Genomic DNA, 21,405 nt, shown 5'->3' with positions numbered 1-21,405 from the left:
CCCTTCAGGTGAAAGACGAGCGCCGGCCTGGCCTGGGGCCGGGCGGCGCGAACCGGAAGGGGAGGTGTCAGATTCTCAGGCGCTGCGTACGCAGGTAGGGCGGGTCGGTGCCGGCTGGCGTCACCATATCGGTCCAGGCCAGCGCCAGTTGCGGCGGCACGGACGGAGGTGGGGCGGGGATGATGAAGGCGATGGAAATGGGCGCCAGATCGGGCGCGCTGCCCGCGAGGTCATGCGCCACCTTGGCGGCGGACTGGAACTCGGCGCACTGGATGGGTTTTTCGATGTCCATGCCGGCGCAAGGCATGCCAGCCATCGCGCGCGCCTGCATCGGTTCCACCGTCTGCTGCGGGCAGACGTACAAGGCCATCGCCATGCCCGAATTCATGATGGTCATGATGAGCAGACAGGCGATCAGCCGGAACAGGGATGGAAAAGAGCGGCGCATGCGGATAGTGTAGCGAAGAATGCTGAGCTCAGGCTTAAGAAAGTTGAGCCGGATTGACTGCGCGTGGCATGAAGCGGCTCGCTTGCCCACGCGGTCGTGCGGCGCCGGGGCGCGCAGGTGCGCTATTGCCGCAACGGCGGCGTTATTTGTCCGGAAAAGTGCGCCACCGGAGGTCGCCGCCTTCTATAATTTTGAACGAAACATCACTATTTATGGGAAAGAGAATAACACCATGAAACTGACCACGACCAGCTTCACCGACAACGGGGCAATCCCCGGCGAGTTCGCGTTCGCGGTGATGGACCCCGTCAACCACGTCGCACTGTCGGGCAACCGCAACCCGCAGCTGGCCTGGAGCGACGTGCCGACCGGCACCCAGTCGTTCGTGCTGATCTGCCACGACCCGGACGTGCCCAGCCGGGGCGACGACGTGAACCAGGAAGGCCGCGAAGTGCCGGCCAGTCTGCCGCGCGTGGACTTCTTCCACTGGCTGCTGCTCGATATTCCGGCCGCCACCCGAGAGATCGCGGCCGGCAGCCACAGCGACGGCGTCACCGCGCGCGGCAAGCCCGGTCCCGCCGCGCCGCAGGGCATGGTCCATGGCGTGAACGACTACACGGGCTGGTTCGCCGGCGACGAACAGATGGGTGGCAACTATTTCGGCTACGACGGCCCATGTCCGCCCTGGAACGACACGCTGCTGCACCACTACGTGTTCACGCTGTATGCGCTCGATATCGCGGCGCTACCGAAGGGGCAGACCATGAATGGCCAAGCCGTGCGGGCTGCGATCGCCGGCCATGTGCTGGCCGAGGCCAGCGTGACGGGGACTTTTACGCTCAATCCCAAGCTGTGCTGAGGTTAACGATGCCTGCCGCCAGGTGGCTGGCGGCAATCGCCAGGCCGGCGCGCGGGATTTAGGCGTACACTCGGTATGCGTGACCAAGCAAGAGTACCATCGCACGTAGAGGCGTGGTGCCCACCATTGAATTGACTGCACATGGCGGGGCAGGTGGCCAGATATGGGCGAACAACATGAATCTCGCACTCATTCATTCCACCGTGTGCCGCGACCTGTTGGAAGAGGGGGAACTGGCGGACGCGGTGCGCTACTGTGTGGCCCAAGGCGTCGAGCCCCCCGTGCCAGCATGTTCCGAGCTTTCCCGCGATTACGAACGCTGCGTGGAGCGGGCCAAGGAAACCTTGTCTGATTACGGCTGGTGGGAGAAACGCTTGAAGGTACGCGACGCGCGTTGCCGGCTGCAGGAAAGCAGGGAGCCGCTTGAACTTTCGCAACCCCGCGTATCGGGACAGAACGTCGTCGCAATGGATAAAGTCCCGTTCATGGCAGATGCTGATCAGGCGGATCAGCCAGGGGGAAGGCGCGCCCGGGCGGCGGCAAAGCGCGCGGCGGCTTGCCCGCGCCATCCTACCAAGAGCGAGCTGTTGGTGCTGCTGCGCATAGCCAGGGGGCTGATGGGCGCCACTGATGTCGAATCCGTGCTGCGTACCGTCGGACTGAGCCTGGCGGAGTGGCGGCCCGATGCGATCCTGCTCATGAGCGGTGACGACGCCGGCGATTGCTACTGCCTGGATACGGCACATGGAAGCGCATGCCTTGAACCGAACAGTGGATTGTGCAGGCCGATACGCTTGCTGGCGGGCGCCGGCGGGTCCGCGCCGCATCGCAGGGCGTTGACGCTAGATCAAGGATGCCAGGTCGTCTCCCCCTACACGGATGGCGTAAGGAGTGGCTACATCGCGCTGAGCTGGAACACCCCGCCTGCAAGGACGGTGCGGCAGCTTGCGCTTCACTTGCTTCCCGGCATCGCGGAACTCGCCGGTGTCCGTCTCGGCAACCTGCTGGCCCAGCTGCGCCGGGAAGACGAGCAAAGCAGGATGCAGGCGGTGACACAGTCGCGTCACGTGGCGGCGCTCCGGGCCAGCGAGTCCGAAAATGTGGCGGCGCGCGAGCTGGCCGCACAGGATGAGTTGACCGGCTTGCAGAACCGGCGCGGGTTCCTGGCGAAGTCCGAGCAATGCATGCTGATTGCTCGACGGCAGGAATTGGCGTGTGCGGTGATCTTCGCCGATGTCGATGGCCTGAAGCGGATCAATGATGAGTTTGGGCATGCTGCCGGCGATGCACTGATTCGGGAGGTGGCCCAGCTGTTCAGCAGTGCGTTTCGCCATGCGGATGTGGTAGGGCGGGTCGGCGGGGATGAATTTGCCGCGTTCACGTTCGACAACGCGACGCCGCGCGCGATCATCGAACGGATAGAGGCCAAGTTGGCGCAGTTTAATGGAGCAAGGACCGGGGGGGCGGCCGTGTCGCTCAGCATAGGCGCGATCCGCTGCGATATCCGCGGCCGGGAAACGTTGTCCGACTACCTGGCGCGCGCCGACGCGGAAATGTATTGCCAGAAGCGCGGCAGCAAGGACCGCGCGGATACGCAGGGCGCGCAGTGAGTCAAGGGCGTAGCGGACGGGCTGACGGTCGTTGCGGCTGACCGGCCGCAAGAACGCCCGTTAGGGTATGGTACATTAGCGTAACTTATTGATAATATTATCTCCATTGGCGTATATCTTGCGAAAGTCCAAGCTTTTGGCGGAAGAGATCACGACATTTAGGGGGCTAATCAGGTTAGATTTCCAAGATGAGCAATGCGCGACTTTCGGTAGTTCATGACCCTGATGAAGTCACGATCCAGCCTATTCTGGAAGGTCTTCATCGTTTCGGCGTGGAGGCTATCGGCGGCATCGAGCCGAAGAAGTTGGCAGTGCTGCTCACCATTGCCGGCCAAACCATCGGCGGGGCAGCTGGCCAGGAAGTCAAAGGCTACTTCTATCTTGGCCATCTTTGGGTCATCGCTGCGGAGCGAAGCCGCAGCTACGGAAGCCAGTTGTTGGCGGCGATCGAAGCCGAGGCGTTCGCCATGGGCTGCTCCGAGGTGCGCTTGGACACGATGAACTCCAACTCCATCCCCTTTTACAAGAGGCATGGTTACGAGGCTTACGCTCAAGTGCCGGAGTATATCCCTGGCTTCACGAAGGTTTTTCTGAGAAAGATCAAAGATAAATCTGACATCGGGGTGGCGCCGACGCGCCCGCGCGCGGCTCACCCCGGGCGTACGGCCCCATGAACAGGCGCGGCTGGCTTCTTGACCTGCAAACAAAAACAGCGGGTCGCATAACCCGCTGTTTTTAATGGAATTCTGTGGTCGGGGTGAGAGGATTCGAACCTCCGGCCTCTACGTCCCGAACGTAGCGCTCTACCAGGCTAAGCTACACCCCGCTTAACAATAATTACACCAGAAATTTATGGTTTGTTCAACTATCGACCTGTAATTTTTGATCGATATTGATGCGAGGCGCGCCTGGCGCTGTGGCGTGGCGTGCCTTATCCCTGAAGCGCGCGCCGGCGTCATGCCGTCATTTCGGCGATAATGCCTGCCTCGTTTTCGGCCAACCTAGAATAAGCAAGGACTACCATGGGCATCACCATCTACCACAACACGGCGTGCGGCACCTCGCGCAATACACTGGAACTGATCCGCGCCACCGGCGTGGAGCCGGAGATCGTCGATTACGTGAAAACGCCGCCCACGCGGGCGGCGCTGCAGCAGATGATCGCGGCGGCCGGCCTGAGCGTGCGGGCCGCCATGCGCGACAAGGGGGATTTGTACAATGAGCTGGGCCTGTCGGACATGACCCTGTCCGACGAGGCTTTGCTTGATGCGATGATGGCCCATCCCATCCTGATCAACCGTCCGTTCGTGGTCACGGACAAGGGCGTGCGCCTGTGCCGCCCAGCGGACCTGGTGCAGCAGATCCTGTAAGGGCGGAGGGCCGCCCGCCAGGAGGTTGTTTCAAAATGACTGTGGCGAGGCGCCACGACGGCGCCACGGGCTTTTTGAAACGACCTCTCAGTGGGTGCGGTCGACGGCGAAGCTGGCCAGCTGCAACAGCGATTGCTTGTACACGTTGTCGGGCAGGTCGGCGATGGCGTCGGCCGCGCGCTGGGCCGCCGTGACGGCTTGCTGGCGCGTGTAGTCGAGCGCGCCGCTGGTGGTGATGGCCGCCAGGATGGTGTCGAAATGCTGTTCGTCGCCTTGCTCGATGCAGCTGCGCACCAGCGCCCGTTGTTCTTCCGTGCCGTTTTCCATCAGGTAGATCAGGGGCAGGGTGGGTTTGCCTTCGCGCAGGTCGTCGCCCACGTTCTTGCCGATCTCGCCGGCGTCGCCCGCGTAGTCCAGCACGTCGTCGATGAGCTGGAAGGCCGTGCCCAGCGAGCGGCCGTATTCGCCGGCCGCCGCGATCTGGGCGTCGGTGGCGCCGGAGACGAGCGCGCCCAGTTCGGCCGCCGCCTCGAACAGCTTGGCCGTCTTGGAGCGGATCACTTGCAGGTAGCGTTCCTCGTTCACGTCCGGGTCGTGCATGTTCAGCAGTTGCAGCACTTCGCCTTCCGCGATCACGTTGGTGGCGTCCGACAGGATCTGCATCACGCGCATATTGTTCAGGCCCACCATCATCTGGAAGGCGCGCGAATACAGGAAGTCACCCACCAGCACCGAGGCGGCGTTGCCGAACAGGGCGTTGGCCGTGGCGCGCCCGCGGCGCAGCGACGATTCGTCCACCACGTCGTCATGCAGCAGGGTCGCGGTGTGGATGAATTCCACCACGGCCGCCAGTTCATGGTGCGCCCGCCCATCATAGGAATAGGCGTTGGCCACCAGCAGCACCAGCACCGGCCGGATGCGCTTGCCGCCGGCGCTGATGATGTACTCGGCGATCTGGTTGACGAGGCTGACCTCGGAATGCAGCTTTTGGCGGATCACCGTGTTGACCGCGTCCATGTCGGCGGCGATCGTTTGGGCGATGGTGTTTTGCGTGGTGTGTTGGGTAGCGTCAGACAAGGCGAACCTGCGATGGACTGTGTAGGGTGCCGCGATTATACGACATGGCCCTGCGGCAAGGGGCATTTGGCCGCCAGGGCCTGCAACTTGGATGTCTTTCGCATAACGATAGGAATGCGCGCGCAGAGTGACATACCACGCCGCATCAAGTTTGTGAATAGTTTTTGACGCGAAATCCCAACGCATGTATAATCAGCGGTTCCCCCGTTTTCAGCATGCTTGCAACGCCGAGCCGGGAGGGAATTTTTCTTAACATTTGATGAGGTTTCAAATCATGTACGCGGTCATAAAAACCGGTGGCAAACAGTATAAAGTTGTCGCTGGCGAAAAACTTAAAGTAGAACAGATACCGGCAGACATTGGTTCCGAAATCACCATCGATCAGGTTCTCGCCGTAGGCGCGGGCGACAGCATCAAGTTTGGTGCTCCATTGGTCGAAGGTGCAAAGGTACTGGTAACTGTTGTGGCACACGGTCGTCACGATAAGGTGAAGATTTTCAAGATGCGTCGTCGTAAGCACTACCAGAAGCATCAGGGCCATCGCCAGAATTACACCGAAATCCAAATCGTTTCGATCAACGGCTAATCGCTGTTTGCCCGAACCACACTAGTATCCAAGGAGTCTTAGAATGGCACACAAAAAAGGCGGCGGCACAACGCGAAACGGCCGTGATTCAGAATCAAAACGTCTGGGCGTTAAAGTCTACGGCGGCCAGGCGATCAACGCCGGCGGCATCATCATTCGTCAACGCGGCACCCCAGTGCGCGCCGGCGAAGGCGTAGGCATGGGCAAAGACCACACCCTGTTCGCCTTGGTGGCCGGCAAGGTGAAGTTCATTGTCAAGGGTCCGAACTCGCACCAGTTCGTGACCGTCGTACCAGCGTAATTGGTACCGGCATGCCCTCGTGGCATGCCACCCCGTAAGGCGCAAGCCTTCAATCGAAAGGCTCTGCCCAAGGTAGAGCCTTTTTAGTTTTTTGGCGGCATACTATGAAGTTTATCGACGAAGCAAAAATTGAAGTCATCGCCGGCGACGGCGGGAATGGCTGCGCCTCTTTTTGCCGTGAAAAATTTAGACCCTTCGGCGGCCCGGACGGCGGCGACGGCGGCAAAGGCGGCTCGATCTGGGCCGTGGCGGACCGCAACGTCAACACCCTGGTCGATTACCGTTACTCCAAGGTGCACAAGGCCAAGGATGGCGAATCGGGCCGCGGCGCCGATTGCTACGGCAAGGGCGCGGACGACATCCAGCTGCGCTTGCCAGTGGGTACCCTGATCATCGACCACGTCAGCGGCGAGATCCTGGCCGACCTGACCGAACACGGTCAGCTCGAATTGCTGGCCAAGGGCGGCGAGGGTGGCTGGGGCAACATCCACTTCAAAACGTCGACCAACCGTGCGCCGCGTCAGAAGACCGAAGGCAAGGAAGGCGAACGGCGCGAACTGCGCCTGGAGCTGAAGGTGCTGGCCGACGTGGGCCTGCTGGGTATGCCCAACGCGGGCAAGTCCACCTTCATCTCGGCCGTGTCCAACGCCCGTCCGAAGATCGCTGATTATCCGTTCACCACCTTGCACCCCAACCTGGGCGTGGTGCGCGTGTCGCACGAACGCAGCTTCGTGATCGCCGATATTCCCGGCCTGATCGAAGGCGCGGCTGAAGGCGCGGGCCTCGGCCACCAGTTCCTGCGCCACCTGCAGCGTACCGGTTTGCTGCTGCACATCGTCGACCTGGCGCCGTTCGAAGCGAACGTCGATCCCGTCAAGGAAGCCAAGGCCCTGGTCAAGGAGCTCAAGAAGTACGACGAGGCGCTGGTGGACAAGCCGCGCTGGCTGGTGCTCAACAAGCTGGACATGGTGCCGGAAGACGAGCGCAAGAAAGTGGTCAAGGACTTCCTCAAGCGCTTCGCCTGGAAAGGCCCCGTGTTCGAGATCTCGGCCCTGAGCCACGAAGGCACGCAGGAACTGGTCAACGCCATCTACCTGCACCTGGAGCAGAAGAAGCACGAGGAACAGCGCGCGGAAGAAACCCAGATGACGGAAGAGGCGCGCGGCATCTCCTCCATCGATCCGGACGATCCCCGCTTCAAAATCCTGGACTAAAATCCTGGACGGATCGTACTGAACGGCAAGGCCGTCTTCGATTACAATCACAGTACGTGATTCCCTATCGGCCGCCTCGCGCGGCCGATTCGCATTTTTCTCTTTGATATAAACGGTTACCACGGTTTATGTCATGCATGTCGGCGCGAGCCCCGCTACCACGGGCGCGGCGCCGGTTGCGGCAGGACAGGGCGACCCGCCCGTCGCCGGCGATATCACAGCAATCCTTGTCCTGGCGCGCGCGCCGGGGTGTTTGATAGTCATGCGCGGCCGGACCGCGCTTTGAGATGAGAACCGCCGCACCATGAATTCCGTCATACAAAAAGCCACCCGCGTCATCATCAAGGTCGGTTCCTCACTCGTCACCAACGATGGCCGGGGCCTGGACCACGCCGCCATCGCGCGCTGGGCCGCGCAGATCGCCGGCTTGCGGGCGCTGGGCAAGGAAGTGGTACTGGTGTCGTCGGGCGCGGTGGCCGAGGGTATGCTGCGCCTGGGCTTCGAGCAGCGCCCCACCGACATCCACGAACTGCAGGCTTGCGCGGCCGTGGGCCAGATGGGCCTGGCGCAAATCTACGAAACCAGCTTCCGCGCCCACCAGTTGGGCACGGCGCAAGTGCTGCTCACGCACGCCGACCTGGCCGACCGCGAGCGCTATTTGAACGCGCGTTCCACCCTCACCACCTTGCTGCGCCTGGGCGTGGTCCCCATCATCAATGAGAACGACACGGTGGTGACGGATGAAATCAAGTTCGGCGACAACGACACCCTGGGCGCGCTGGTGGCCAATTTGATCGAGGCCGACGCGCTGATCATCCTGACCGACCAGCATGGCCTGTACTCGGCCGATCCGCGCAGGGACCCGAATGCGCAGTTGATCCGCCAGGGCCGCGCCGGCGATCCGGCGCTGGAAGCGATGGCCGGCGGCGCCGGCAGCAGCATCGGCCGGGGCGGTATGCTGACCAAGATTCTGGCCGCCAAGCGCGCCGCCAAGTCGGGCGCCCACACCATCATCGCCTGGGGCCGCGACAGCGACGTCTTGAGCCGCCTGGCGCAGGGTGAAGCTATCGGCACCGAACTGACGGCGCAAACGGGCCACCTGACGGCGCGCAAGCAATGGATGGCCGACCACCTGCACACGGTGGGCCAGGTGGTGCTGGACGCGGGCGCCGTGCAGAAGCTGAAGGATGAAGGCAAGTCGCTGTTGCCGATCGGCGTGACGGCGGTGAAGGGGGAATTCGGCCGCGGCGCCGTCATCACCTGTGTCAATCCGGAAGGCCATCCGGTGGCACGCGGCTTGTCCAACTACACCAGCGCGGAAGCGCGCCGCATCATGCGCAAGTCATCGACGGAGATCGAAGCCATCCTCGGCTTCGTGGAAGGCCCGGAGCTGATCCACCGCGACAACCTGGTGCTGGTGTAAGCGCAGCCATGTCCGCCGCGCACGCGCGGTACGCGTATGCGGTGCGCGCGGGCAGTGCTAGTTCAAGTGCGGCGGCTCACACGCCGTCCGGCGCCGGCGTCTTGCTGCGGTAGTCGCACAGGTCGGCCACCATGCAGTTCCAGCATTCAGGCTTGCGCGCCTTGCAGGTGTAGCGGCCGTGCAGGATCAGCCAGTGGTGGGCATCGTGCAGGAACTCCTTGGGCACGAACTTGAGCAGCTTCTGCTCCACGATCTCGACATTCTTGCCCGGCGCCAGTCCGGTGCGGTTGGCCACCCGGAAGATGTGGGTGTCGACCGCCATGGTCGGCTCGCCGAAGGCCGTATTCATCACCACATTGGCCGTCTTGCGGCCCACGCCGGGCAGCGCTTCCAGCGATTCGCGGTCGCGCGGCACTTCGCCGCCGTGCTGGTCGAGCAATATCTTGCAGGTGGCGATCACGTTCTTGGCCTTGGTCTTGTACAGGCCGATGGTCTGGATGTAGCTCTTGAGTTCTTCCTCGCCCAGCGCCAGGATCTTGGCCGGCGTGTTGGCCACCGGGTACAGCTTGCGGGTGGCCTTGTTCACGCCCACGTCCGTGGCCTGGGCCGACAGCAGCACGGCGATCAGCAGTTCGAACGGGGTGCTGTATTCCAGTTCCGTGACAGGTTTGGGATTGGCCGCGCGAAAGCGCGTGAACATTTCGTAGCGTTTGGCTGCATTCATTCCGGTTTGTTTTCCTTGGCGCCTGGGTCTTGCTGCGTTGCCTGCTGTTGCGCCGCTTCCTTTTTCAGGCGTGCCCGTTCCATGGCCGCCGCGATGATGGCGCGCTTGCGTTCCTTCTCCGCTTCGTCGGCCGCCGTGGCCGGGTCCAGCGCGTCCACTGCCTTCATCTTGGCCACGGCCTTGGCGGCCAGGCGTGCATCGTTCTCCTCCGCGTCGCGGCGCAGGCGCAGCGCGCGGAAGTCATGCCGTTCGCGCGCGGCGTCGGCCTGCTGCTGGCTCCAGGCATCCCAACCAGTCGTTTCCGTCACGGGGTACATGACAATGCAATCGACCGGGCACGGGTTCACGCACAAATCGCAGCCGGTGCACAAATCGGGCACGATGGTGTGCATCAGCTTGGCCGCGCCCACGATGGCGTCCACCGGGCAGGCCTGGATGCACAAGGTGCAGCCGATGCACAGTGCTTCGTCGATGTAGGCCACGGCGCGCGGATGCTCCATGCCGTTGACGGGATTGATGGGAATGACTTTGCGGCCCGTCAGCGCGCCCAGGCGCGCCACGCCTTCCGCGCCGCCGGGCGGGCACTGGTTGATTTCGGCCAGGCCGGCCGCGATCGCCTCCGCGTATGGGCGACAGCCCTGGTAGCCGCACTTGGTGCACTGGGTCTGTGGCAATACGTCTTCGATACGGTCGGCGAGGGTGGGGGTGTTGGTGGACGACACGGTGAACTTGTAGACGGTAAAACGTCATTATCCAATATCCGCGCCCATCGGGCCGAAAAAAATCCGGCCCCATGACACGGCAGGGCGATGTGGCGAAAGTTGCTAAATAACAACCGTGCGCGACCGCCTTTTGTGGGACGATAGTGACCGATCATACCGGCGGCGCAGTGACCGCCGGACTAACGATGGAGCAATGGATGGGGCGGTTGAAGTCGGGCATTGTGGTGGCGTGGCTGGCTTGCGCGGGGTGGCCCATGTGGCTGGGGGCGGCGCCATTACCGGTGGTGCGCTTTTCGGCCGATGAGTGGCCACCTTTCGTCACGGCCGCGCTGCCGGGCGACGGCTTGTCCGGGGCGCTGGTGGCAGCCGTCTACCAGCGGCTGGGCATGCGCTCGGAAATCGAATATTTTCCCTGGAAGCGGGCCATGGAGTTTGGCTTGCACAACCCCCGCTACGCCGGCCTGCTGCCCGTGTGGCGCACGCCGGAGCGGGAAAAGCTGTGCCACTTCTCGTCCTCCATCGGCAGCACGCAGACGGTGCTGGCCTTCCTGAAAGCGGCGCCGGTGCGGCCCGACACGCTGGCCGGCTTGCGCGGTGTGCGGCTGGGCACGGTGGCCGGGTACGCCTATGGCGAACAGTTCGACGCGGCCCGCGCGCGCGGCGATGTGTCGCCGGACGAGAGCGTCAATGACGAGACCAATTTACGCAAGCTGCTGATCGGGCGCTATTCCGTGATCGTGATCGAGCGCCATGTGCTCGATTACCTGCTGCACACGCCGCAGTTCGGCCCGGGCGAGCGCGAGCGCGTGGGCATCGCCGACAACCTGTTCAAGGAGCGGCCCGTGACGGTGTGCTTCAAGCACACGCCGCAAGGCCTGGAGCAACAGAAGGCGTTCAACGGTGCGGCCCGTGAACTGGACCTGGAACGGCTGGAGCGGGAATACTGGAAGCGCGCCCACCTCGATGGCGGTGGCACCCTCCGCAGGGCGGACACCGGACATGCGCGGCCTGTGGCCAACTGAACGCGGCCAAAAAAAAGCCCCGGCTGGCCGGGGCATGGTGGGGAGTGGTATCAGCCGTGCTTGCGGATGAACTCGCCAATTTTCGGACAGATCACTTCGCGCCAGCGGCGCCCCGAGAAGATGCCGTAATGGCCCGCCTGCGGCGCCACGAAGTCCTGCTGCATGTCGGCCGGGATGCCGCTGCACAGCGCGTGCGCGGCCTGGGTCTGGCCGGCGCCGGAAATGTCGTCCAGCTCGCCCTCGACCGTGAACAGGGCCACCGTCTTGATGTCCTGCGGACGCACCAGCTTGCCGCCCACCTTCCACGTGCCTTTCGGCAGGCTGAAGTCCTGGAACACGGTCTTGATGGTGTCCAGGTAGTATTCGGCCGGCATGTCCAGCACGGCGTTGTATTCGTCGTAGAACTTGCGATGGCTGTCGGCCGGCTCGTCGTCGCCTTCTACCAGGTGCATGTAGAACTCGCGGTGGCTCTGGGCATGGCGGCCCGGGTTCATGGCGATGAAGCCGGCGTGCTGCAGGAAGCCGGGATAGACCTTGCGGCCGAAGCCCGGATAGTTGGGCGGCACGGAGTAGATCACCGTGTTTTCGAACCACGAGAACTTCTTTTCCGTGGCCAGGTTGTTGACCTGGGTCGGCGATTTGCGCGGGTCGATCGGGCCGCCCATCATGGTCATGGTCTTGGGCAGCTTGGGATCGTTGGCCGACGCCATCAGCGAGATGGCGGCCAGCACCGGCACCGTCGGCTGGCAGACGGAAATCACGTTCAGGTCTGGCGCCAGCAGGCGGATGAATTCCTGCACGTAGAAAATGTAGTCGTCCAGGTGGAACGGGCCGGCCGAGACGGGCACCATGCGCGCGTCCGTCCAGTCCGTGATGTAGACGTCGTGTTCCACCAGCAGGCCGCGCACGGTGTCGCGCAGCAGCGTAGAATGGTGGCCCGACAGCGGCGCCACCAGCAATACTTTCGGTTGCTTGAGGGCGCGTTGCGCCTTTTCGCTCAAGTCCTTGCGGAAGTGGATCAGGCGGCAGAACGGCTTGGTTTCCACCACTTGTTCGATGATGCCCACCTGTTCGCCGTTGATTTCGGTGCTGTCGATCTCGAACGCCGGCTTTTCATAATCCTTGCCCAGGCGGTACATCAACTCATAGCCGGCCGCGATCCGCTGCGAAAATGGCGTGTGCGCCAGCGGCGAGACGGGATTGGTGAACAGTTTGGACGACGCGTCAGCCCAGTGCATCAGGGGCGTCAGGAACGAACGTTGCATTTCGTGCAGTTGGTAGAGCATAAATATTCCTGGCAGTGAGGATGGTGCAGCGCACCAACACTATTACATCATAGACCAATTATAGGATATTTGTTCGTGTCTTAAAGCATTTCGAGATTCCCGTAAGAAAGGCCTGTAGCCTCGCTTCGTGGGTACCTTGCATGATGATACTGCTGTTTCCAAAAGGGAATGTGCGATTTTTTGGCTCTGTGGGTCATCATAACGCAGCCAGAATAAAAAAAAGCAGCGTTTCCGCTGCTTTTCTGTAGGACGAATGGCCAGGCCGGCGCCGGAATTTTTAATCGAATACGGGTGTTTCCACGCCCAGCACCTTGTGCAGCTTGGGCGAGGTGGTCGTATATTGCATGTGGATTTTCTTGTCCGGGAAGATGTATGGCGCTGCACCAAAAGCGGCCAGCGCCGCTTCGTGAAAGCCCGACAGGATCAGTTTTTTCTTGCCCGGATAGGTGTTGATGTCGCCCACGGCGAAGATGCCGGGCACGTTGGTTTCGAATTTTTCCGTGCTTTGTACCTTCAACTGGCGCCGTTCGATGTCCAGGCCCCAGTCGGCGATCGGACCCAGCTTGGGCGACAGGCCGAAGAATACCAGCAGCATGTCGAGCGGCACGCGGCGCGTGACGCCGTCGGCGCCCGTCACTTTCAGGTCGGTCAGCTTGCCGTCGCGGCTGTCGAAGCCGGTGGCCTGGCCGATGATCAGCTGCATTTCGTATTGCTCGCACAGGGCCTTCATCTTGGCCACCGAGGCGGGCGCGGCGCGGAAGTCTTCCCGGCGGTGCAGCAGCACCACGGATTCAGCTTTGCCGACGAAATTCAGGGCCCAGTCCAGCGCGGAATCGCCGCCGCCGCAGATGACCAGGTTCTTGCCTTCGAACAGGGCCGGGTCTTTCACGCGGTAGAACAGCTGGCTGTTTTCGAACTGTTCGATGCCGTCCACTTTCAGCGTGCGGGCCTGGAACGAGCCGACGCCGGCCGCGATGAAGATGGTCTTGGTGAGGAAACGGGTGCCGCTGCTGGTTTCAACGTTGAAACGGCCATCTTCGCGCCGCTCCACCACGGTTACTTCCTGGCCCAGGTGGAAGGTGGGCTCAAACGGGGCGATCTGCTTGAGCAGGTTGTCCGTCAGCTCCTGGCCGGTGCACGAAGGCACGGCGGGAATATCGTAGATGGGTTTGTCCGGGTACAGTTCCACGCACTGGCCGCCGACCGCGTGGAGCGAATCGATGACGTGGGCCTTGATTTCCAACAGGCCCAGTTCGAAGACCTGGAACAGGCCGACGGGGCCGGCGCCGATGATGACGGCATCGGCTTCGATGACGCCAGCTGGAGTGGGGGTGACGCTTTGCATACGATTTTCCCTGTTGTTGCGTAAACATTCAGGTCAAATGTTCGGGCAACAACGGGGCACGCCGCGCGCACGCGGCGAACACGCCTGAACACTGCCTGTTGCTGCCTGCCAGCCGGCTGTGCCGGACGCGCGCCGGGTCGAAACGGGACGCTGTTAGCGTACCAGCAGGTGCAGCTTCTCTTTGACGTCCTTGAACTCTTCAGCTTCCGGCAGGGCCGCCTTGGTCTTGGTGATCGAAGGCCAGTTGCGCGCCAGATCGACGTTGATCTTGATGAATTGCTGCTGGTCGGACGGCACATCTTCCTCAGCGAAAATGGCGTTGACGGGGCATTCGGCCACGCACACGGCGCAGTCGATGCATTCGTCCGGATCGATCGCCAGGAAATTCGGGCCTTCGCGGAAACAATCTACCGGGCAAACATCGACGCAATCGGTGTAACGACAGCTGATGCAAGATTCGGTGACAACGTGAGTCATAACAGTCCTATCAATGTTGGTGCGCTGGTTCGTCAGCGGCGTCATATCGGCCGTGCCAACTTCAGCAAAGCACTGTATTTTAAGGTAATTTGCTACATCTCACAAATCGCGCTTAGATACAATCCCTATAAGCAAATGCGCCGCGCGTGCTAGCCCGCGCGCGCGCACGCACCGCCGGCGCGGGGGCGGGCGGCGTGCAAACAGGTGCTTTTTCTACCGGAGAGCGACAGTAGCATGCCCCGGCGCACGGGGCGATGACGCTAGTCAAGATTGGCCCGAACAGCTGGCATGAAAAGAACTCAGGTGGCGGCCCGGATCTGGTTCAGCAATTGCTGCCAGCGCCGGTTGGCCGGCCGCCCATCCTCGCACAACGATACGCTGTGGCGCCGGCCGTGCTGGGGTTTGCGTGGAGGCAAATGTTCGAGCGTTGGCCGGCGCCGGTACCGGTGCGCTAGAATCGCAAGCAAACTCGACAGCCGGTGCAACCGGCGCACCTACCCGGAGACCGCATGCCCCATTTCGCCGCACCCGCCCTGGCCGGCATCCCGCTGGAATTCCTGTTGTTCGCCGTGGTGCTGGCCATGGTCGCCTTCGCCCCCATCAGCACCCTGCGCACGGCGCTGGGCGGGGCGCTGGCGATCACCGCCTACAAGGTGTGGTGGGCGCCGTTCGGTGAAGGGGCGGGCGTGGCCGGTCTCGTGGCCCATGCCGGCCACGAGTGGGTGGGGCTGACCAACCTGCTGGCGCTGCTGCTCGGCTTCGCCTTGCTGGCCAAGCATTTCGAACACAGCCGCATTCCCGACTTGCTGCCCGACTACCTGCCCAACGACTGGAAGGGGCCGTTCGTGTTGCTGTGTCTGGTGTTCTTCATCTCCAGCTTCCTCGACAATATCGCCGCCGCCATCATCGGCGGCACCGTGGCCCACAGCGTGTTCCGGGGTAAGGTGCACATGGGCTACCTGGCCGCCATCGTGGCCGCCTCCAACGCGGGCGGCTCGGGCAGCGTGGTGGGCGACACCACTACCACCATGATGTGGCTGGCCGGCGTGGCGCCGTCGCAGGTGCTGCACGCCTACGTGGCGGCCGGGGTGGCGCTGCTGGTGTGCGCGCTGCCGGCCGCGCGCCAGCAGCAGGCTTACAGTCCCATCGTCAAGGATGCGCCGGCCGGGGTGCGTATCGACGGCGCGCGGGTGGCCATCGTGGCCGGCGTGCTGGTGGCGGCGGTGCTGGTCAATGTGCTGCTCAGCGTGCGCTTCCCGGACTGGATCGGCGTGTTTCCTTTCCTGGGCGCGGCCGTGTGGCTGACGCTGGCCGCCAGCGCCCTGTGGCGCCGGCCCGACTGGCAGGAGTTGCCGGGCGCCTTGCGCGGCGCCGCCTTCCTGCTGGCGCTGGTGTGGACCGCCTCCCTGATGCCGGTGCAGGCGCTGCCGGCCGCATCCTGGCAGAGCGCGCTGGCGCTCGGTTTCGTGTCGGCCGTGTTCGACAATATCCCGCTGACGGCGCTGGCGCTGCGCCAGGGCGGTTTCGACTGGGGCTTCCTGGCCTACGCCGTGGGCTTTGGCGGCTCCATGATCTGGTTCGGTTCCTCGGCCGGGGTGGCGCTCAGCGGCCAGTATCCGGAATCCCGTTCCGTGTTGCTGTGGCTGCGCCACGGCTGGCATGTGGCGCTGGCCTACGTGGTCGGTTTCGCGGCGCTGCTGGCCGTGCTGGGCTGGCAGCCGCACTAGCCCGGCACTAGCGCCGCGCCGCCCCAACTGGCATCATGGCGGCTGGTTCAACAAGTGAGGAAGGCCAGATGGCGGACATCAACATCGTGCAGGAGCACCACCTGTCACACAAGAAAGCCCGCGAAGCGGCAGAGAAAGTGGCCGAGCAGATGGCCGAGGAATTCGATATCGAATGCAACTGGCAGGGCGACGTGCTGCATTTCGAGCGCAGCGGCGTGTCCGGTTCGCTCACGCTGCACAAGCATCAGGCGCAGATGCAGATCAAGCTGGGATTCTTGCTGAGCGCGTTCTCTCACAAGATCGAGCACAAGGTGGCGGAAAACATGCAGAAGGTATTTGGCGGCAAGGCCTGAATGGCCGCCGCGGCAGGGCAGGGGAGAGGGCGCGGCCCGCTCCCCGGTGGGGCCTGATCAGCCCTTCAGTTCTTCGATCAGATCGATGTATTGCTGCATCGCTTCATCCTGGCTGTTGCCCTTGAGCGCAGCCCAGGCATCATACTTGGCGCGGCCCACCATGTCGGTGAAGCCAGGACGCGCACCTTCCACATCACCCGCGCTGGCCTGCTTGAACAGGGCGTAGATCTTCAGCAGGGTCATATTGTCTGGACGCTCGGGCAGATTCTTGGAATCGGCCTGCGCTTGGGCGAATTGCTCTTGTAAACTCATAACGGCTCCTGTGGACTAAGAATGTTGCATAAATCGTTGCACATATTGTTGTTAGAGCAATGTCACTATAAATACTTAGCGCATTGACATCCTGTTCAGCGACATAATACAAACAAACTGTCCGCAAACCTTAGAGGAGATGCTCGAATGTTGTCCAAAGCCTTGTTTGGCCGTAAAAAGATGTCGACCGTGGATACGGCGTGGCTGAGGATGGATTCGGATGGCAATCAGATGATGATTGTGGGCGTCGCGATGATGAGCCAGCCCATCGCGCTCGACGGCCTCAAGGAGGCGCTCACCACCCGTTTCCTCGCCTACAGCCGCTTCCGCAGCCGGGTGGTGTCGGACCTGACGGGCGCCTGGTGGCAGGAGCAGGACGTGAACCTGGACGACCATGTGGTGAACCTGCGCCTGCACGACGCCAGGGATGGCGGCTGCAACAAGCCGGCGCTGCAGGGGTTGGTGGGCCGCTTGTCGCAGCAGCCGCTGGACCCGGTGCTGCCGCTGTGGCAGATGCACCTGGTCGACAATTGCGTGGGCGAGGATGGCAAGGTGCGCCAGGCGTTGATCATCCGCATCCACCACTGCATCGCCGATGGCGTGGCGCTGGTGGGCGTGTTCATGTCCATGTTCGGCGCCCATCCCGACAGCCAGCCGCATGCGCCGTCCGAGGTGGCTGTCGAGGCGGCCGAGGAAAATCCGTGGGAGCAGATACTGCTGCCGATCACGGCCACCACCGTCAAGGCCATCGACATCTCGTCGGCCGTGTGGCTCAAGTCGATCCGGCTGTGGACCGACATGCCGCAGATGGTGGGCCGCATCAGCCACCTGGGCCAGACCGCCACCAAGCTGGCGCTGGACGCCGTCAAGCTCACCACCATGGACTCCGACAGCGCCACGCGCCTGAAAGGCAAGCCCAATGGCCGCAAGCACGTGGCCTGGAGCGAGCCGCTGCCGCTGTCCGAAGTCAAAGCCATCAGCAAGGCCTATGGCTGCTCGATCAACGACGTGCTGATGGCCAGCGTGGCCGGCGCCCTGCGCAGCTACCTGCGCGCTTGCGGCGACACGGTGGACCCGGCCTGTGACGTGCGGGTGATGGTGCCGGTCAACCTGCGCAAGGCCGATGGCCATGAAAAGCTGGGCAACGCGTTCGGCCTGGTGCCGCTGGTGCTGCCGGTGGGCATTGAGGACCCGGTGGCGCGCCTGCGCGAAGTGCGGCGCCGCATGGATGAACTCAAGGGCGGCTACACGGCGCTGGTGGCCATGTCCGTGCTGGGCGTGCTGGGCGCCACGCCCAAGCAGGTGCAGAACGAGATTCAGAATTATTTCGCCCGCAAGGCCACCGCCGTGATGAGCAATGTGCCGGGGCCGCGCACGCCGCTGTACCTGGCCGGCAGCCAGCTCGATCAGGTCATGTTCTGGGTGCCGCAATCGGGCGATATCGGCATCGGGGTGTCCATTCTCAGCTACAACGGCGGGGTGCAGTTCGGCATCGTGACGGACGACGCGCTGGCGCGCGATCCGGAGAATATCATTCGCCGCTTCGCGCCTGAGTTCGAGAAACTGGTGCTGCTGGCGCTGATGGACGAGTTCTGAAAAACAGAACGGCGGCCTGGGCTTGCGCCCCGGGCCGCCGGTTCCGGTGCCTGGACAGGCACTAGTTCACGATGTCGCGAGTATTACTTCTTCTTCGGATTGACAGCGGCTTTCAGCGTCGCGCCAGCGGAGAATTTCGGGGTCTTCGACGCGGCGATCTTGATCGCTTCGCCGGTGGCAGGATTGCGGCCTTTACGGGCAGCGCGCTTGGCAACGGCGAAGGTGCCAAAGCCGGTGATGCCTACCGTGTCGCCCTTTTTCAGGCGCTCGGTGATGATGGCGATCAGCGTGTTCACCGCACCGTTGGCGGCAGCAGCGGACATCTCGGTGCGTTTCGCAAATTCTGCAATCAATTCGCCTTTTTTCATTACTACCTCCTTGGTTAATAGAGCGCGCAGATTAGCATAAATATTGTCAAATGTAATGATTTCTCGTTGAAGCAGACCATACAGTAGCTGCCATGTCACGTCGCGCGTTAAAAAAAGGCCAGTGTTGGCGGGCTTTTTGTGGCGCCGCACCACGATTCGCCTTGTCTGACAGTGGCCCGCGCGGCATGCAAAAAAGCCGCAACCGCGGCGCCAGCGGCGCGCCCGCGCAGCCCCGCAAAGGGTTATGATCTGTACCAGCGAGGACACCATCATGAGTTTTTCGGACGAAACCCTGATTGCGTATGCGGACGGCGAGCTGGACGAGACGACCCGTCGCGCCGTCGAGGAAGCCATGCGGCTGGACGATGGCGTGGCGCGCCGCGTGGCCCACTACCGCGCGCTGCGCGACGGCCAGTACGCGGCCCAGGCCCCGCGCGAGGGTGCGCGGGCGCGGCGCGGCGCCAACGTGGTGCAGCTGGACGCGGTGCGGGCCAGCCGGGCCGCCAACCACAGCGCTGCCCGGCGCGGGCGCCGGCGCCCCTGGGGCTGGCTGGAATGGAGCATGCTGGCGCTGATGCTGTTGTCGGGGATGGTGGTGGGCCGCTTCGTCCTGGTGCGCTGGCAACCGTCATGGTTCGGCCCTCCGGCCCCGGTCACGGTGGTGGCCCATCACGACGGCGTGCTGGCCGCGCAGGGCGCGCTGGCGTCCTCGCTCAGTTTGCAGATGGGGGGCGCCGCCACCGCGTCGAGCGAAGTGCGGATCGGTCTGAGTTTCCTGTCGCGCGAGGGCGGCTACTGCCGCACCTTCACCTTGGCCGGCACCGGCCAGGAGTTGGCGGGGCTGGCCTGCCGCGCCAGCGAAGAATGGCGTATCCCGGTGCTGGTGCAGGTCGGCAAACCGATGCCGCAAATGGGCGCATACAAGCGCGCCGGGGTGGACTTGCCGACGGCCTTGCTGGAAGCGATAGACCAGCGCATCGTCGGTGAGATGCTGGAGCCGAGGGCGGAACTGGAAGCGTTGCGGCGGGGCTGGCAGCGCTGAGCGCGCGGCCGCCGGGGAGGGCGGTGAGCTACAGTGATGCGCGCAGAGTCATGTGCGCTAAAGCCATGCGCGCCAGCGTGGGCGCGCACGGCCGACGGTGATGGCTTAGACGGCCAGCAGTTCCACGTCGAAGATCAAGGTGGCGTTCGGTGGGATCACGCCGCCGGCGCCGCGCGAGCCGTAGCCCAGGTCGGCCGGGATGATCAGCTGGCGCGCGCCGCCGATCTTCATGCCTTGCACGCCTTCGTCCCAGCCGCGGATCACCATGCCGGCGCCCAGGGCGAATTCAAACGGATCGTTGCGGTCTTTGCTCGAATCGAATTTCGGGCCCTTGCTGCCGTCGTCGTTACGCAGCCAGCCGGTGTAATGCACGGTGACGTTCTGGCCGGCCTTGGCTTCGGCGCCTTCGCCGACGGTCAGTTCAATGTATTGCAGGCCCGAGGCGGTAGTGATGGTGGACATGGTTTTCCTTGGTGTGTCGTTGACGATAATCCCGCATTGTAGAACAAGCGGCCCCGGCCCGCCAAAAAGCGGCCACGCCTGGCATGGCGAAGCGCCGCACTAGGGTATCATCGCCAGGCGTCGCCGGCATGGGCCGGCCACCTCCCTGGATTGGAAGCGTATACACATGTCACACCTGTCGATGCCCGCCCCGCGCGGGAACCCGCGCTGATGGGCGCGCTGATGCGGTCCTATGGCCGCGCCTGGATGTCGCAACTGCACGGCCGCATGCTGCTGCTGAGCGTGATCCCGTTCGCACTGGCCGTGCTGTTGTGGGCCGGCCTGCTGTACGTGGGCCTGCAGCCGCTGATCGATACCCTGCATGCCCTGTTCGTCCAGTACGACGGCTTCGCCTACAGCAGCAACCTGCTCACTTCGCTGGGCCTGGGTATGCTGAAGACGGTGGTGGTGCCCATGATCGCCATGCTGCTGTTGTTACCCTTGATGATATTGACGGCGCTGGTGTTCATCGGCGTGGCCGCCATGCCGGCCATCGTGCGCCATGTGGGCCAGCGCCGCTACGGCCAGCTGGAGCGCAGGCACGGTGGCAGCCTGGTCGGCAGCGCCCTGACGGCGCTGGTGGGCATGGCCGTGTTCATCGGCCTGTGGCTGCTCACCTTGCCCTTGTATGCTTTTCCGCCGCTGGCGCTGGTGGTGCAGTCCGCGCTGTGGGGCTGGCTCACTTGCCGCGTGATGGTGTACGACACGCTGGCCGACCATGCCAGCGCCGAAGAGCGGGCCGAAGTGCTGCGCCGCCACCGCTGGCCGCTGCTGGCCATCGGTGTGCTGTCCGGCCTGGCCGGCGCGCTGCCGGGCATGCTGTGGCTGGGCGGCACGGCCTTGTCGGTGGTGCTGTTCCCGTTCCTGGCGGCCGCCTCGATCTGGTTGTATGTGGTGATCTTCATCTTCACCGGGCTGTGGTTCGCGCATTACTGCCTGGAGGCGCTGGAACGGCTGCGCGCGGCGCCACCCATGCGCGACATCAACACGGCGGCCAGCTGATACCTTTTTGGTATCACGACCGCCTTCCTACTTTTCACTT

Annotated in this window: 24 protein-coding genes and 1 tRNA gene; 14 read left to right on the top strand and 11 right to left on the bottom strand. The window is 63.3% G+C overall.

The features are described 5' to 3' along the window. Nucleotides 1-67: 67 nt before the first annotated feature. Entirely contained in the window at nt 68-448 is a 381-nt protein-coding gene (locus tag H3H39_RS14780; RefSeq protein WP_182154163.1) for a hypothetical protein, read from the bottom strand. A gap of 232 nt (nt 449-680) precedes the next feature. Between H3H39_RS14780 and H3H39_RS14775 the strand changes: the two genes are divergently transcribed. The 3 genes from H3H39_RS14775 to H3H39_RS14765 all read left to right on the top strand — a co-directional run bounded on the left by H3H39_RS14775 (nt 681) and on the right by H3H39_RS14765 (nt 3,591). Next, complete coding sequence (locus H3H39_RS14775; RefSeq protein ID WP_182154162.1) at nt 681-1,307, top strand: YbhB/YbcL family Raf kinase inhibitor-like protein; 627 nt, start codon at nt 681-683, stop codon at nt 1,305-1,307. A gap of 116 nt (nt 1,308-1,423) precedes the next feature. Continuing rightward, nucleotides 1,424-2,917: a GGDEF domain-containing protein gene (locus tag H3H39_RS28370; protein ID WP_182154161.1), complete on the top strand. Its 1,494-nt coding sequence runs from the start codon at nt 1,424-1,426 to the stop codon at nt 2,915-2,917. Nucleotides 2,918-3,105: 188 nt separating this feature from the next. Then, entirely contained in the window at nt 3,106-3,591 is a 486-nt protein-coding gene (locus tag H3H39_RS14765; protein WP_182154160.1) for a GNAT family N-acetyltransferase, read from the top strand. 75 nt (nt 3,592-3,666) lie between these two features. Here H3H39_RS14765 and H3H39_RS14760 read toward each other — a convergent pair. Continuing rightward, nucleotides 3,667-3,743, bottom strand: a tRNA-Pro gene (locus H3H39_RS14760). 196 nt (nt 3,744-3,939) lie between these two features. Here H3H39_RS14760 and arsC point away from each other — a divergent pair. Continuing rightward, nucleotides 3,940-4,287, top strand: coding sequence for an arsenate reductase (glutaredoxin) (arsC, locus tag H3H39_RS14755; protein ID WP_182154159.1), 348 nt, complete (start codon nt 3,940-3,942; stop codon nt 4,285-4,287). 87 nt (nt 4,288-4,374) lie between these two features. Here arsC and ispB read toward each other — a convergent pair whose 3' ends face one another. Continuing rightward, nucleotides 4,375-5,364: an octaprenyl diphosphate synthase gene (gene ispB, locus H3H39_RS14750; RefSeq protein ID WP_182154158.1), complete on the bottom strand. Its 990-nt coding sequence runs from the start codon at nt 5,362-5,364 to the stop codon at nt 4,375-4,377. 274 nt (nt 5,365-5,638) lie between these two features. Here ispB and rplU point away from each other — a divergent pair, with 274 nt between their 5' ends. The 4 genes from rplU to proB all read left to right on the top strand — a co-directional run bounded on the left by rplU (nt 5,639) and on the right by proB (nt 8,888). After that, on the top strand, nt 5,639-5,950 hold the full coding sequence (gene rplU / locus H3H39_RS14745; RefSeq protein ID WP_056149930.1) for a 50S ribosomal protein L21: 312 nt from the start codon (nt 5,639-5,641) through the stop codon (nt 5,948-5,950). Nucleotides 5,951-5,993: 43 nt separating this feature from the next. Beyond that, the gene (gene rpmA, locus H3H39_RS14740) at nt 5,994-6,251 is read left to right on the top strand and encodes a 50S ribosomal protein L27 (protein WP_182154157.1); all 258 of its coding nucleotides are present in this window, start codon (nt 5,994-5,996) and stop codon (nt 6,249-6,251) included. A 104-nt stretch (nt 6,252-6,355) separates the two neighbouring features. After that, on the top strand, nt 6,356-7,465 hold the full coding sequence (obgE, locus tag H3H39_RS14735) for a GTPase ObgE (RefSeq protein ID WP_182154156.1): 1,110 nt from the start codon (nt 6,356-6,358) through the stop codon (nt 7,463-7,465). A gap of 304 nt (nt 7,466-7,769) precedes the next feature. Then, the gene (gene proB, locus H3H39_RS14730; RefSeq protein ID WP_182154155.1) at nt 7,770-8,888 is read left to right on the top strand and encodes a glutamate 5-kinase; all 1,119 of its coding nucleotides are present in this window, start codon (nt 7,770-7,772) and stop codon (nt 8,886-8,888) included. Nucleotides 8,889-8,964: 76 nt separating this feature from the next. On the opposite strand, the gene nth is transcribed toward proB, so the two are convergent. Both nth and rsxB read right to left on the bottom strand, forming a co-directional pair. After that, nucleotides 8,965-9,612 (bottom strand): endonuclease III, encoded by a 648-nt coding sequence (nth, locus tag H3H39_RS14725; RefSeq protein WP_182154154.1) that lies wholly within the window; start codon nt 9,610-9,612, stop codon nt 8,965-8,967. Further along, complete coding sequence (rsxB, locus tag H3H39_RS14720; RefSeq protein ID WP_182154153.1) at nt 9,609-10,334, bottom strand: electron transport complex subunit RsxB; 726 nt, start codon at nt 10,332-10,334, stop codon at nt 9,609-9,611. The genes nth and rsxB overlap by 4 nt, the downstream gene beginning before the upstream one ends. A gap of 197 nt (nt 10,335-10,531) precedes the next feature. Here rsxB and H3H39_RS14715 point away from each other — a divergent pair, with 197 nt between their 5' ends. Continuing rightward, complete coding sequence (locus H3H39_RS14715) at nt 10,532-11,356, top strand: substrate-binding periplasmic protein (RefSeq protein ID WP_229218059.1); 825 nt, start codon at nt 10,532-10,534, stop codon at nt 11,354-11,356. A gap of 50 nt (nt 11,357-11,406) precedes the next feature. Here H3H39_RS14715 and H3H39_RS14710 read toward each other — a convergent pair whose 3' ends face one another. The 3 genes from H3H39_RS14710 to fdxA all read right to left on the bottom strand — a co-directional run bounded on the left by H3H39_RS14710 (nt 11,407) and on the right by fdxA (nt 14,464). Continuing rightward, nucleotides 11,407-12,642: a polyhydroxyalkanoate depolymerase gene (locus tag H3H39_RS14710; RefSeq protein ID WP_182154152.1), complete on the bottom strand. Its 1,236-nt coding sequence runs from the start codon at nt 12,640-12,642 to the stop codon at nt 11,407-11,409. A gap of 277 nt (nt 12,643-12,919) precedes the next feature. After that, the gene (locus H3H39_RS14705; protein WP_182154151.1) at nt 12,920-13,987 is read right to left on the bottom strand and encodes an NAD(P)/FAD-dependent oxidoreductase; all 1,068 of its coding nucleotides are present in this window, start codon (nt 13,985-13,987) and stop codon (nt 12,920-12,922) included. Nucleotides 13,988-14,140: 153 nt separating this feature from the next. Further along, nucleotides 14,141-14,464, bottom strand: coding sequence for a ferredoxin FdxA (fdxA, locus tag H3H39_RS14700; RefSeq protein WP_182154150.1), 324 nt, complete (start codon nt 14,462-14,464; stop codon nt 14,141-14,143). A gap of 509 nt (nt 14,465-14,973) precedes the next feature. Between fdxA and H3H39_RS14695 the strand changes: the two genes are divergently transcribed. Together H3H39_RS14695 and H3H39_RS14690 are read left to right on the top strand one after the other, a co-directional pair. Next, nucleotides 14,974-16,191 (top strand): citrate transporter, encoded by a 1,218-nt coding sequence (locus H3H39_RS14695; protein ID WP_182154149.1) that lies wholly within the window; start codon nt 14,974-14,976, stop codon nt 16,189-16,191. Between the two features lie 68 nt (nt 16,192-16,259). Then, a complete protein-coding gene (locus H3H39_RS14690; RefSeq protein WP_182154148.1) occupies nt 16,260-16,544 on the top strand; it encodes a polyhydroxyalkanoic acid system family protein in 285 nt (94 codons plus the stop codon). A 57-nt stretch (nt 16,545-16,601) separates the two neighbouring features. On the opposite strand, the gene H3H39_RS14685 is transcribed toward H3H39_RS14690, so the two are convergent. Continuing rightward, the gene (locus H3H39_RS14685) at nt 16,602-16,856 is read right to left on the bottom strand and encodes an acyl-CoA-binding protein (RefSeq protein WP_182154147.1); all 255 of its coding nucleotides are present in this window, start codon (nt 16,854-16,856) and stop codon (nt 16,602-16,604) included. Nucleotides 16,857-17,003: 147 nt separating this feature from the next. Here H3H39_RS14685 and H3H39_RS14680 point away from each other — a divergent pair, with 147 nt between their 5' ends. After that, complete coding sequence (locus H3H39_RS14680) at nt 17,004-18,452, top strand: wax ester/triacylglycerol synthase family O-acyltransferase (protein ID WP_229218058.1); 1,449 nt, start codon at nt 17,004-17,006, stop codon at nt 18,450-18,452. Nucleotides 18,453-18,535: 83 nt separating this feature from the next. Here H3H39_RS14680 and H3H39_RS14675 read toward each other — a convergent pair whose 3' ends face one another. Next, nucleotides 18,536-18,820: an HU family DNA-binding protein gene (locus tag H3H39_RS14675; RefSeq protein WP_182154442.1), complete on the bottom strand. Its 285-nt coding sequence runs from the start codon at nt 18,818-18,820 to the stop codon at nt 18,536-18,538. Between the two features lie 271 nt (nt 18,821-19,091). On the opposite strand from H3H39_RS14675, the gene H3H39_RS14670 reads away from it, so the two are divergent. Continuing rightward, nucleotides 19,092-19,862 (top strand): anti-sigma factor family protein, encoded by a 771-nt coding sequence (locus tag H3H39_RS14670; RefSeq protein WP_182154146.1) that lies wholly within the window; start codon nt 19,092-19,094, stop codon nt 19,860-19,862. A 105-nt stretch (nt 19,863-19,967) separates the two neighbouring features. On the opposite strand, the gene H3H39_RS14665 is transcribed toward H3H39_RS14670, so the two are convergent. Then, the gene (locus H3H39_RS14665) at nt 19,968-20,324 is read right to left on the bottom strand and encodes an FKBP-type peptidyl-prolyl cis-trans isomerase (RefSeq protein ID WP_182154145.1); all 357 of its coding nucleotides are present in this window, start codon (nt 20,322-20,324) and stop codon (nt 19,968-19,970) included. A 210-nt stretch (nt 20,325-20,534) separates the two neighbouring features. Here H3H39_RS14665 and H3H39_RS14660 point away from each other — a divergent pair, with 210 nt between their 5' ends. Next, the gene (locus H3H39_RS14660; protein ID WP_182154144.1) at nt 20,535-21,365 is read left to right on the top strand and encodes an EI24 domain-containing protein; all 831 of its coding nucleotides are present in this window, start codon (nt 20,535-20,537) and stop codon (nt 21,363-21,365) included. The last annotated feature ends 40 nt before the right edge of the window (nt 21,366-21,405 follow it).

It is taken from the genome of Rugamonas apoptosis, assembly GCF_014042355.1.
Classification (GTDB): Bacteria; Pseudomonadota; Gammaproteobacteria; order Burkholderiales; family Burkholderiaceae_D; genus Rugamonas; species Rugamonas apoptosis.
This window is presented reverse-complemented; position numbering and strand designations above follow the sequence as displayed.